This is a genomic window from Phormidium pseudopriestleyi FRX01 (assembly GCF_017313335.1).
Lineage (GTDB): Bacteria > Cyanobacteriota > Cyanobacteriia > Cyanobacteriales > Laspinemataceae > Laspinema > Laspinema pseudopriestleyi.
The window spans coordinates 1-11,904 of record NZ_JAFLQW010000470.1 but is presented as its reverse complement, the minus strand read 5'-3'; the positions used below and the strand labels follow the sequence as shown (position 1 = coordinate 11,904).

Here is an 11,904-nt window from a genome sequence, read left to right as displayed (position 1 = left end):
CCAACAGGAGGAACTCAACCTCCGCCAACAGGAGGAACTCAACCCCCGCCAACACCTCAACAGCAACAACCTGGACAAGCGCAACCGAATGCCAACCTCGATCGCCTAAGCAACCCAACCCCAGCGATCGCCCGTCCTAATGGTCCGGAGATGGGTCCTCCACCCCCTATTTTGACCATAGAACCCCCTCCCCCTCCGTCTGGACCGGGGGTACAAACTTCTGTCACACTTGCGCATGCTGGTCCAAATCCCAGCAGTTCACGGGCGATCGCCCCGCAACCTGCACCCAACACCCCTCCCTCACAACCTCCCAAGGAGAATTCCCCTTCCCCTGGCGGCAATCTGCCACGGGGACAAGTTGCACCGCCACCCATCCCCATGAATGTGGCAAATATTACCCAATCCCTAGAGGTGGGAAATGTCAGCAATGCTGTCTTACAACTCGATCGCCTTCAGGATCAGCAATTTGCCGATTACTTAGGTACCGATCTGTCTCAACAACCTGTCCAGTCCACGGAAAGCATTCGCGATACCTTGGGGAACATTACCCAACAAACCAACACCAACCCGGCGATCGTCTATACTTTATTATTGCCGGATCAATTAGAAATCGTGGTAGTCACAACCGAGGGAACTCCCATTCGCAAGACAGTTCCGGAAGCAAATCGGCAAGCAATCCTGCAAGCGGCATTTGAATTACGTCAGCAAATTTCCAATCCTCGTTTCCGAAGTACCAACCAATATTTAATCCCCGCACAAACCCTGTATCAATGGTTAATTGCTCCCATTCAAGAGGAATTAGCGGCGCAAAATATTGATACCTTACTCTTTAGTATGGATGCCGGGTTGCGGAGTCTTCCCATTGCTGCTTTACATGATGGGGAAAAATTTCTGATTGAACAATACGCGATCGCCCTAATTCCTAGCATCAGTTTGACCGATATGCGTTACATTTCCCTCCGCAACAGTCGTGTTTTAGCAATGGGTGCAAGTCAGTTTACCCAACTGAATGCGTTACCCGCAGTCCCCCTAGAACTCTCCACTATCACCGAAAAACTGTGGCAGGGTCAAGCATTGCTCAATGAATCCTTTACTCGCACAAATTTAATTGCCAAACGCCAAGAATATCCCTATCAAATCATCCACTTGGCAACTCACGCCGAATTTAACCCGGGTGAACAAAAAAATTCGTTTATCCAACTCTGGAATGAACAACTACACCTGGATGAATTACGCACACTAGGATGGAACAATCCTCAAGTTGAGTTATTGGTACTCAGTGCCTGTCGGACTGCCGTCGGTGATGAAACTGCCGAATTAGGATTCGCTGGTTTAGCACTCGCTGCTGGGGTTAAATCGGCCTTGGCATCTTTATGGTATGTTAGTGATGAGGGAACTTTGGCACTAATGACCGAATTTTATCAACATCTGGCAGAGGTACCTATCAAAGCTGAAGCGTTGCAAGAAGCTCAATTATCACTACTCCGGGGAGAGGTCAAAATTGCCGATGGCGAACTCCGAGGGACCGGATCTTTGCGCGGGTTAGAACTGCCTGCGGATTTAGTAGGGGTGGAGAATACGGATTTAACTCATCCTTATTATTGGGCCGGATTTACCCTAATTGGTAGTCCCTGGTAACGGTAAAATAGAAGTCCAGAGTCGATCGCAAGTTGGAATAAGGGGATGATTCTCACTGTAACTGCAACTCACGAGGCCACCATTCGCACCCATGCGGAACGCACCTATCCAGAGGAGTGCTGTGGGTTGCTTTTAGGTGAGATTTCCCCCACAGGTAAAACAGTGGTGGAAGTCTGGGAAACCGAAAATGTCTGGAGTCCAGAAACTGCAAGGGAATTGTCCGACTCAGACACCTTGACAAAAGAACGCCGATATGTTATACATCCAAAAGAACTCCTCAGAGCACAGAAACAAGGACGCGATCGCCAGCTTAGAATTGTCGGCATTTATCACTCTCATCCCAACTATCCCGCGATTCCCTCGGAGTGCGATCGCGAATATGCTTGGTCAGAATACTCCTATATTATTGTCGCTGTAGAACAAGGCCAAGCCACCCAACTCACCAACTGGACTTTAGACCAAACCCATCACTTCCAACCCGAACCCCTGGTGATTGCAACGGCTGAATCCTAGAAAGGGCAAGAATTCCCGCTTTGGCATTAAGAAACTTTGCGGCGATCGCTCAAAGCCAAAAATTGTTAACAAATTTGGATAAAATAGGAGTTTGCCCTGCCCAAGCAACAATGCCATGTTAAATCCCAATCTGGACGAAATCCAGTTAAACTCAGACGATTACGAACGGTATTCCCGTCATTTAATTCTACCCGAAATTGGAGTAGAAGGACAAAAGCGCCTAAAAGCCGCCAGCGTCCTTTGTATCGGGACAGGAGGTCTCGGTGCACCCTTGCTGCTATATTTAGCGGCTGCCGGTGTTGGACGAATTGGCATCGTTGATTTCGATGTCGTAGATACCTCCAACCTGCAACGGCAAGTCATCCACGGCACCTCCTGGGTCAACAAACCCAAAATTGAATCGGCGAAAAATCGGATTCTGGAGATTAATCCCTTCTGCCAAGTTGACCTCTACAACACCCGATTAAGTGCAGAAAATGCCCTAGATATCCTCAAACCCTACGATATTGTCGTAGATGGCACCGACAACTTCCCCACTCGGTACTTAGTCAACGATGCCTGCGTCTTGTTGGATAAACCGAATGTCTATGGTTCTATTTACCGCTTTGAAGGTCAGGCAACGGTGTTTAATTATCAAGGCGGTCCTAACTACCGCGACTTGTACCCGGAACCGCCACCGCCCGGAATGGTCCCCTCCTGTGCCGAAGGGGGCGTTTTAGGCATTCTCCCGGGAATTATTGGGGTGATTCAAGCAACAGAAACCGTGAAAATTATTACGGGTACCGGAACCACTCTCAGCGGTCGGCTCTTGCTTTATAATGCTTTAGATATGAAATTCCGAGAGTTGAAATTGCGGCCCAATCCCGTTCGGCCCGTGATTGAAGAACTGATTGATTATGAACAGTTTTGCGGAATTACTCAAGCAAAAGCAGCGGAGGCTCAACAACAAATGGAAATTTCAGAAATGACCGCCACTGAACTCAAGCAACTGATGGACAGTGGTGCAAAAGATTTTGTGCTGATTGATGTTCGCAACCCGAATGAGTATGAGATTGCTCAAATTCCTGGTTCAGTTCTGGTCCCTCTACCGGATATTGAACAAGGGAAGGGAGTTGAGAAGGTGAAAGAATTGGCAAATGGTCATCGCTTGATTGCTCATTGCAAAATGGGGGGGCGATCGGCTAAAGCGCTGGGAATTTTGAAGGAAGTAGGCATTGAAGGAACGAACCTCAAAGGTGGAATTAACGCCTGGAGTCAAGAGGTAGATCCGTCGGTGCCGCAGTATTAAGGGATTCAAATCAGAAAGGCTAGAATACTGGTTTTTTTGACTGAGTGCGATCGCCCTGAAAAATAACTGGGGCGATCGCATCCACAAAAAACCCCCCAGAGGGCCTGGAGGGGTTGGAAATGTGACATAAGGGCATGATTTTTGGATGTAACCCATCCTGACATTCACCCAGCGATCTTTGAATGAATGCAAGGATTGAGTTCCGCTTTACTTAACTCTGACATAAGAACCAAACCAAACGAAATGCGCCGATGACATTAGAGGGTGTCAACGCTCTAATCCGGTGGCATTGCTTGCGTCCAGCTAGTGATTAATATATCCAGGCCATATTGCGTTCGCATGAAATGGGTATGAAGTTTGCGTGACAGTTCCCAGCAATCCTCAGTCGGTTTCAGCTTGATTCAAGTCAAAAAATAATCCCGGCGATCGACAACAATATCGGGCATTCTTTTGGTTATGTGGTGACCATCCTAAAGTTAAGTATGGGTAAATCCCACCCCTTGTCAAGTATCCTGCGATAAATTTTCACTTGATCCCCGTGGGGATTAAGCATTTTAAAAAAAATGCTGATTTAAGCTCAAAATCGGGAAAACTAAGAAGAGGAAGGACATAATCCAGTAGGATCAACCCCAACACCTTAAACCGTCATTATTGAGGATAACGCTATGCTAGGCCCCACCTCTGAAGCCCAACGACATCAATCCACCTCCCTTGAGGGGTCTGCAACCGCATCCCGGAACTATCGAACTGACTCTCGGACTGAAGTTGGTCGTCGCAATGCTTGGGAAAAAGAAGAAATGGAAATGGAGAAAATGCTGCGGGATCTTCCCGATCTCCTCTCCTCCTTAGAAAGCTTCCGCGAACGGTCTACTCGGTGGTAAACTTATCAGTCAATTAACTGGAAAACGTTTGATTTTTGCAAACCCTTGCGATCGCTGGTTTCCCACAAACCTGAGTGCCACCCTATCTCAGGGCAGAATGATACCCTCGATCGCCAATTCCACCGATGAAACTGCTTCTCGTCTTTCCTTCCGCCTCGGTTGCGTATTTCCGAATTCTGTTCCTGTTGGGTGGCAAACCTGAAACCCCAACAGGACACGATCCCAACCCAGGATGACATCCCATCACATAGAATTTAAACCACTCACCCCCACCGCCAACCGCTACAATTTGGCCCAAGGAAGTACAATATTTAATTGATGTTCATAGTAACGACTTCGGTCGTTACGTTGAACATTGAATCATAAAGGTGAAACTAGATGAACCTGCCATTTTCCCCATTAGACCGAACTGAATGGAATGCTGAACTGTACGATCGCAAACATGAATTTGTCAGTCAGTATGGAACTGATTTATTAGAACTATTGCAACCCCAATCCGGCGATCGCATCCTAGATTTAGGCTGTGGTACGGGTTATCTCGCCCAACAAATTGCCATTGCTGGGGCTGAAGTCATCGGCGTGGATCAGTCCGTTGCGATGATTACTCAAGCGCGTCAGTCCTATCCTCACCTCACGTTTGAAGTCAAAAATGGACAAAAATTAGACTTTTCCGAACAATTTGATAAAGTCTTTTCCAACGCTGCACTCCACTGGATGAAGGCCGCCGAAAACGTCATTGATGGAATTTTTAAATCCCTAAAACCCGGTGGATTATTCGTAGCCGAATTTGGCGGCAAAGGAAATGTTAAACAAATTATTCATGCTTGCTATCAAAGCATTGAATCCGCAGGTTATCCCCTTGATATTTCTCTCAATCCTTGGTATTTCCCTAGTATTAGTGCCTATACCACCTTGTTAGAAACTAGAGGATTTGAGGTTGATTTTGCCCAATTATTTGACCGTCCGACTCCGTTAGAAGATGGAGAAAACGGATTAAGAAATTGGATTGCCATGTTTGGAAATAGCTTATTTGCAGACATTTCCCAGGAGGTACAAGGGGAAATTATAGCCGATATTGAAACTCAACTGTCACCGCAATTGTATCGAGAAGAGACTTGGTTTGCAGATTATAAACGAATCCGAGTTAGAGCCCAAAAATTAGGATAGCTTCCCCAAAAAATCCCACGGTTTGTTGCCGTGGGTGAGAGATTTGAACCGGGGTTTCCCCTATGCGATGCCGCTTCTGTCCGGTAAAATCCAACAGAGTAAAGGACAGTAAACGATGGTGAATGTCGTTATGACCAGCAAGATCCATAAGCTGTTGATAATTTCAGGAGTCATGGTTTTATATGGCTTCCCATCCCATCGGTTGTTAACTCAGATCAGATGCTTGCCATCCTCGAATTTAATAAGGGTTTTAGGGTATCTAGTTTAATTATGACCGATCACCTCTCAATTTGTAGTGAAAGTTACATAAAACTTTATATATTCATGATATTGAGCCAGCAAATATACTTATGTCAATTACCATGAAAATCGCCCTCCCCCGATAGCAGGAAAAGGACGAATTGACCCAACAATGGATCCAATTTTGATTAAGTTCGGGCTAACAGAGGTGCTGCACTGAGCAAGGTTTTGGTGTAGGGATGCTGAGGATTAGTGAAAATCTCGCGGGTGTTGCCGAGTTCTACAATTTGCCCGGAATTCATCACCGCAATGCGATCGCAGAAAAACCGCGCCACCCACAAATCATGGGTAATAAACAAATAAGTCAGGTCAAATTCCCGCTTTAACTCCAACATCAACTCCAACACCTGAGTTTGAACGCTGGCATCTAACATACTCACCGGCTCATCACAAATCAGTAACTGGGGCTGAGTAATCAAAGCGCGGGCGATCGCCACCCGTTGCTGTTGACCCCCAGACAAATCCGAAGGATAGCGATCGTAAAAATCCGATGCCGGAGTTAACCCCACCCGTTCCAACATCTGCATCACCAATTGTTTAGCTTGCTCCTGCGTGGCTAAATCATGAATAAACAGCGGATCAGCAATGCTTTGTCCCACCCTCATCATCGGATTGAGACAAGCGTGGGGGTCTTGAAACACCATCTGGATCTGTCTGCGTTGCTGCTGCATGGACCGACGGGAGAGTTCGGTGAGTTCCTGACCTAAAAATTCCACTTTGCCACCTGTAGGGGTCACCAATTGTAAAATTGTGCGAGAGAGGGTACTTTTTCCACAACCCGATTCTCCCACTAACCCGAGAATTTCTCCTTTGTAAATCTGTAAATTCACCCCATCCACCGCTTTAATCGTCTGGTTTTGTTTCCCCGACAGCCAGCGATCGAGTAAGTTAGTTTCTAGGGTATAGTATTGCTGCAAGTCTTTCAGAGAGAGTAGAGGGGTAGATTTTAGATCAGGAGGAGTTTGTACCGCATCCGGGTCGATCGCCTGAATATGTAAGGCAGCTTTGAGCAGCGATTGTGTATAGGGATGTTGCGGATTAAACAAAACCTCTTGAGTTTTGCCGGTTTCTACCATTTTCCCTTTATACATCACCGCAATGCGATCGCAATATTCCCCGACCATTGCCAAATCGTGAGAAATCAGCAACAGGGCCAAATCCCGGTCCCGACAGAGGCGGGTGAGTTCCTGTAAAATTTCCGCTGAAACCGTCACATCTAAACTGGTTGTCGGTTCATCGGCGACAATTAACTTCGGATCGAGCAACAGTGCCAAGGCGATCGCCACCCGTTGACGCATCCCCCCACTAAACTCATGGGGATATTGGGACCATCGCACTGCCGGAATCTTCACCGCCTCCAACGTGGCGATCGCCTTCTCCTTGGCCTGTTTTCGACTTAAATTCGGTTGATGAGCCTTCAGGGTCTCTATACAATGATCTCCGATCGTCATCAGGGGGTCTAACCTCGTCATCGGGTCTTGAAAAATGAGGGCCACCGCTTCTCCCCGAAACCGGCGCAACTCTGATGGCGTCAAGCCAAACACGGACTGACCTTTAAAATAAACTTGTCCCTCGACTAAGCTAGAGGGAGGCAGCAATCGCATCGCGGCACGTCCTAAAGTAGACTTCCCGCAGCCGGATTCTCCCACCAGTCCCATCCGTTCCCCCGGTGACAGGGTAAAGGACACCCCATCCACCGCCCAAACCGGCTCACTCCCACCCCCACCGCGTCCGGAAGGGTAGGCAACTCGCAGATTTTCTACAAAAAATAAAGCGTCATTCATGGTTGTTGGTTGTTGGTTATTTGAGGGGAGGTGGGGTGGACTTACAATAGTAGGTTTTTCACAATTAAGAGCACCTCCGGTTCCCTCCCCTTGGCAAGGGGAGGGTTAGGGTGGGGTCCTCCTGACGTGGCTTTGCCACGTCACGCACTCACAGTCGGCAATCGCGCCTGTATGAAGGCTGATCCAACGTCTTTCTTCGTGACGTGGCAAAGCCACGTCATACGGAATTCGGAACCGAAAGGTCTTCTATGGGAACTCCAAAAAATAAAATAGCAATTGTAGGGTGGTGAAGCCACCGAACAGCTATGTGGGCAATGCCCACCCTACTCCTTTAAAAACTGAATAGGAATGATTTATTTTTTGGAATACCCTATAAAAAGCTGAAAGCCTTTAGGGGGGAGTCCTTTATTACGTTTATGAGTACCGGATTCCGTATCACTCCGACACTCCACCCACTAATTCTTCCTGACGTGGCTTTGCCACGTCAGGAGGACCCCACCCTAACCCTCCCCTTGCCAAGGGGAGGGAACCGGAGGTGTTCTTAATTGTGAGGCAAATCCCCCTGAACGTAAAAACCTACTAGGGTGGATAGGGTGGATGGGGAGGATGAGGGAGATGTTCAACGTCCCGACTTCAGTCGTTACTACGAACGGGGAAAAGACTGCAAGTCAAGACGTTGAATCTCCCCCAATTCTTATTGCGGTTTATCAAAGCGGCGCATTAAATAGGCGACACCGAAATCGCCATTTGGGTGTTGTTCGAGAACTTCCGCGAGTTGGAAGACCATTTCCGCAACGTCTGGACCTAATTTGTCGATGGTGGCATCACGTTCTTTTTCGGATTGCAGGACCGATCGCACTCGGGCTTGCCATTCCCCCGAAAAAATCTGTTCTAGGCTATCATGGAGTCCTAGTTCTTCGAGGATTTCCCATTCCCCGCGATCGCACCAGAACCCACCACAACTGGGACAGCGTTCCACATAAAACGGGTTTTTTGCCATCACTTTGGAACGGGAAAGATAGCGATTACATTCCGGACATAATCCCGCTTTCATGTCCGACTCAGGGGGTATGAAATGTGTGCCGACTTCGCGAGTCACGTAGGTTGCGGGGATCATCTGCCGACGTTGCTGCGATCGCCAGGGTTCGTACTCGGTTGAGGAAATCCAACTGCCTTGACATTCCACACAGTGTTTGACGGGGAGATCCCCGGACAAAAATCCATCGACTAAGGTCTCATTCTTATCTTTTGGGCATTGCATTGCTCTTTCTTTCCCGGTTACACCTTCAAAAATGGGACTTGGAACGAATGGGGGCTAGACAGTCCAGGATGGGCGATCGCCAATCCGGACCTTAACCCTGGCCTCTGGAACTTAATTGGGGGCGGGAATTGACAAAATGGCTTCGCAGTAGCCGATGCAACTCTTAAGGCGATCGCGGATTTCAGACCAACGTCGCTCAAGGGTTTCCGGTTGGCGGGCCGAGACTAAAAACATCACGTCATTTCCCAACAACCGCATCTGCTTATGCAGTTCCGTCTGGAACGACTGCACCAGGGACACCATAACGGGGTCTAGCTCATCCATCCCTAAGCTCAAGATTTGCGCCTGAAAAAATTGTTGCATTTCAAGTGTACTGGCTCGCACCGTCGCTTGATCAGGATTCGGCCCATTGACCGTTTCCGCCAATTGCTTTAGTGCTTGCATCAAATTTTGATAACACTGGGCATGAAGATCCGGCAGCATAAGTTGAAGAAAGTTGTCTATATTGATAGAGTAGGCAATCCGTACAATTTAATAAAACTTTAACTTAGATATAAATTGCAAGCCTGAGCGATGCAGAGTGTCTTGCCCGGTGTGAATAGCTTAGGGATTTAGAAATTTCCGGCCCCCCGCGCCATAAGGACCCTACATCCTCAGCTATTATCTCCTCATTTCCGGGTTTTCTGTATCTACAGATACAATAAATGCCTTAAAATTGATAAGCCTTCTCAAGCCCACCCCATTGTTAATCCTTCAGACAGTCTTATGATAATGAACCCCGTTGCTCCAACCTGCTCCTTTGATGTCGAGATTCCCGACTGGCTGCAAACCTGTTTAATCTCCTATAATGAATCTCCCCCCTCAATCCACCCCGACCTCTCCCAGAACGATAACTCCCTGATCTGTCGCGCTTTTGAATTTGCCTATCAACTTCATGAATGTCAGCGGCGCAAATCCGGCGAACCTTATATTATCCATCCGATCGCCGTCGCCGGACTCCTGCGGGAACTCGGTGGCAGCAGTGCCATGATAGCCGCAGGGTTTTTGCATGATGTGGTCGAAGATACCGAAGTCACCCTGGAAGAAATCCAAGAACGCTTTGGGGAAGAAGTCCGCCAGCTTGTCGAAGGCGTCACCAAACTCTCCAAATTTAACTTTTCCAGCAAAACCGAACGGCAAGCGGAGAACTTCCGTCGGATGTTTCTGGCAATGGCCAAAGATATTCGGGTGATCGTCGTCAAACTGGCCGATCGCCTGCATAATATGCGAACCCTAGAATCCCTCGCCGATGTCAAGCGTCAGCGCATCGCCCTGGAAACCCGCGAAATCTTTGCACCCCTAGCCAATCGCCTGGGGATCGGTCGATTTAAATGGGAACTCGAAGACTTAGCCTTTAAGTATCTCGAACCCGAGTCCTACCGCCAGATGCAGGATCTCGTCGCAGAAAAACGGATTGATCGCGAAAACCGCCTGAATAAAGTCACCGAAACCCTGCGACTGCGCCTAGAAGAACTGGGAATCGGTTGCATGGAAGTCAGCGGACGTCCCAAACATCTGTACGGGATCTATCAGAAAATGCAGCGCCAGAACAAAAAATTTGAAGAAATATACGACGTAGCAGCGGTGAGAATTCTCGTCCAAAAAAGCGAAGAATGCTACCGAGCCCTGGCGATCGCTCACGATGCCTTCCGTCCGCTACCCGGTCGATTCAAAGACTATATCGGCCTGCCCAAACCCAACCGCTATCAATCCTTGCATACCGTCGTCCTCGGACCCACAGGAAGGCCAATTGAAGTGCAAATCCGAACCGTCGAAATGCATCACGTTGCCGAGTACGGGATCGCAGCACACTGGAAATATAAAGAAACCGGATCGAGCTACAGTAAACTCAATAACGATGATGAGAAATTCACCTGGTTACGTCAGCTATTGGAATGGCAAAGTGACCTAAAAGATGCTCAGGAGTATTTGGAAAATGTTAAGGATAATTTATTTGATGAAGATGTCTATGTCTTTACACCTCAAGGGGATTTAATCTCGTTAAAACAAGGCGCAACCCCGGTCGATTTTGCCTATCGAATTCATACCGAAGTCGGCAACCATTGTGCCGGGTCACGGGTCAATGAGCGACTGGTGACCTTGGATACTCCCTTAAATAATGGGGATATCGTTGAGATTCTGACGCAGAAAAATTGTCACCCGAGTTTAGATTGGCTGAATTTCGCGATTACAACTACGGCCAAAACCCGAATTCGCCAGTGGTATAAGCGATCGCATCGGGATGAGAATGTCCAACGGGGTCGGGATATGTTGGAAAAAGAACTGGGCAAAAATGGATTTGAATCCTTGCTCAAATCTGAACAGATGATACAAGTGGCTCAACGCTGCAATTACCACAGTGTAGAGGATTTACTCGCCGCAGTTGGGTATGGAGAACTCACCCTAAATCAAGTGGTGCATCGCCTGCGAGGTGAAGTTACCGATCGCCAAACTTTGGCTCAGACTCAGCCGTTGTTATTGCCAGGAGTCACTATCAGGGCCGCTCTTCCCCCGGCATCGACGAAAGGGAAACACCCGATCGCCGGAGTGGAGGGATTAGTTTATCATCTGGCTCGATGTTGTTCCCCCATTCCCGGAGAAGCCATTATTGGGATTGTCACTCAGAGCGATCGGGGCATTTCCATTCATCGCCAAGGCTGTTCCAATGTTGAAGGGATTCCCGGCGATCGTCTCGTTCCCGTCAACTGGAATCCCACGGATTGCTCCGAGGGTCGTCCTCAAAGCTATCCCATTGAGATTTCCATCGAAGTGCTCGATCGCGTCGGGGTACTCAATGACATTTTGTCTCGATTGAAAGATAACAATGTCAACGTCCGCAGCGCCAACGTGAAAACCTATATGGGTAAACCGGCAACCATCGAACTAGGGATCGATATTTGCGATCGCCACCAACTCGAACGCACCTTTAACCAAATTCGCCAAATCAGCGACGTGCTGAATCTGCGACGTCTGAGCAATGCTGCGGATTAAGGTCATTGGTCATTGGTCATTGGTCATTGGTCATTGGTCATT

General features: G+C 48.1%; 11 protein-coding genes. 7 read left to right on the top strand and 4 right to left on the bottom strand.

Translation table 11 applies throughout. The features are described from left to right. The 3 genes from J0895_RS17880 to moeB form a co-directional block, all read left to right on the top strand. A partial coding sequence (locus tag J0895_RS17880; protein ID WP_207089367.1) for a CHAT domain-containing protein occupies window positions 1-1,638 on the top strand: 1,638 nt, incomplete at its 5' end. Window positions 1,639-1,683: 45 nt separating this feature from the next. Beyond that, window positions 1,684-2,151 carry a M67 family metallopeptidase gene (locus J0895_RS17875; protein WP_207089366.1) on the top strand — a complete coding sequence of 156 codons (468 nt, stop codon included), beginning with the start codon at window positions 1,684-1,686 and terminating at the stop codon, window positions 2,149-2,151. 115 nt (window positions 2,152-2,266) lie between these two features. Next, window positions 2,267-3,439, top strand: a complete 1,173-nt coding sequence (gene moeB, locus J0895_RS17870; protein WP_207089365.1) for a molybdopterin-synthase adenylyltransferase MoeB — start codon at window positions 2,267-2,269, stop codon at window positions 3,437-3,439. A gap of 5 nt (window positions 3,440-3,444) precedes the next feature. Here the strand turns inward: moeB and J0895_RS26490 are convergent, their stop codons facing one another. Continuing rightward, entirely contained in the window at window positions 3,445-3,567 is a 123-nt protein-coding gene (locus J0895_RS26490; RefSeq protein ID WP_277989865.1) for a hypothetical protein, read from the bottom strand. Window positions 3,568-4,104: 537 nt separating this feature from the next. On the opposite strand from J0895_RS26490, the gene J0895_RS17865 reads away from it, so the two are divergent. The 3 genes from J0895_RS17865 to J0895_RS17855 all read left to right on the top strand — a co-directional run bounded on the left by J0895_RS17865 (window position 4,105) and on the right by J0895_RS17855 (window position 5,487). After that, window positions 4,105-4,320 (top strand): hypothetical protein, encoded by a 216-nt coding sequence (locus tag J0895_RS17865; RefSeq protein WP_207089364.1) that lies wholly within the window; start codon window positions 4,105-4,107, stop codon window positions 4,318-4,320. 28 nt (window positions 4,321-4,348) lie between these two features. Continuing rightward, window positions 4,349-4,522, top strand: a complete 174-nt coding sequence (locus J0895_RS17860) for a hypothetical protein (RefSeq protein ID WP_207089363.1) — start codon at window positions 4,349-4,351, stop codon at window positions 4,520-4,522. A 176-nt stretch (window positions 4,523-4,698) separates the two neighbouring features. Next, the gene (locus J0895_RS17855; protein WP_207089362.1) at window positions 4,699-5,487 is read left to right on the top strand and encodes a class I SAM-dependent methyltransferase; all 789 of its coding nucleotides are present in this window, start codon (window positions 4,699-4,701) and stop codon (window positions 5,485-5,487) included. A 428-nt stretch (window positions 5,488-5,915) separates the two neighbouring features. On the opposite strand, the gene J0895_RS17850 is transcribed toward J0895_RS17855, so the two are convergent. The 3 genes from J0895_RS17850 to patD all read right to left on the bottom strand — a co-directional run bounded on the left by J0895_RS17850 (window position 5,916) and on the right by patD (window position 9,315). Continuing rightward, window positions 5,916-7,571, bottom strand: a complete 1,656-nt coding sequence (locus tag J0895_RS17850; RefSeq protein ID WP_207089361.1) for a dipeptide ABC transporter ATP-binding protein — start codon at window positions 7,569-7,571, stop codon at window positions 5,916-5,918. A 694-nt stretch (window positions 7,572-8,265) separates the two neighbouring features. Next, a complete protein-coding gene (locus J0895_RS17845; protein ID WP_207089360.1) occupies window positions 8,266-8,832 on the bottom strand; it encodes a zf-TFIIB domain-containing protein in 567 nt (188 codons plus the stop codon). 111 nt (window positions 8,833-8,943) lie between these two features. Further along, complete coding sequence (gene patD / locus J0895_RS17840) at window positions 8,944-9,315, bottom strand: heterocyst frequency control protein PatD (RefSeq protein ID WP_207089359.1); 372 nt, start codon at window positions 9,313-9,315, stop codon at window positions 8,944-8,946. 282 nt (window positions 9,316-9,597) lie between these two features. Between patD and J0895_RS17835 the strand changes: the two genes are divergently transcribed. Further along, window positions 9,598-11,862, top strand: coding sequence for a RelA/SpoT family protein (locus tag J0895_RS17835; protein ID WP_207089358.1), 2,265 nt, complete (start codon window positions 9,598-9,600; stop codon window positions 11,860-11,862). Window positions 11,863-11,904: the final 42 nt, after the last annotated feature.

Coding starts and splice junctions, on each gene's coding strand:
- J0895_RS17875 (WP_207089366.1), top strand. CDS start 1,684: ATGATTCTCACTGTAACTGCAACTCACGAGGCCACCATTCGCACCCAT.
- moeB (WP_207089365.1), top strand. CDS start 2,267: ATGTTAAATCCCAATCTGGACGAAATCCAGTTAAACTCAGACGATTAC.
- J0895_RS26490 (WP_277989865.1), bottom strand. CDS start 3,567: ATGTCACATTTCCAACCCCTCCAGGCCCTCTGGGGGGTTTTTTGTGGA.
- J0895_RS17865 (WP_207089364.1), top strand. CDS start 4,105: ATGCTAGGCCCCACCTCTGAAGCCCAACGACATCAATCCACCTCCCTT.
- J0895_RS17855 (WP_207089362.1), top strand. CDS start 4,699: ATGAACCTGCCATTTTCCCCATTAGACCGAACTGAATGGAATGCTGAA.
- J0895_RS17850 (WP_207089361.1), bottom strand. CDS start 7,571: ATGAATGACGCTTTATTTTTTGTAGAAAATCTGCGAGTTGCCTACCCT.
- J0895_RS17845 (WP_207089360.1), bottom strand. CDS start 8,832: ATGCAATGCCCAAAAGATAAGAATGAGACCTTAGTCGATGGATTTTTG.
- patD (WP_207089359.1), bottom strand. CDS start 9,315: ATGCTGCCGGATCTTCATGCCCAGTGTTATCAAAATTTGATGCAAGCA.
- J0895_RS17835 (WP_207089358.1), top strand. CDS start 9,598: ATGATAATGAACCCCGTTGCTCCAACCTGCTCCTTTGATGTCGAGATT.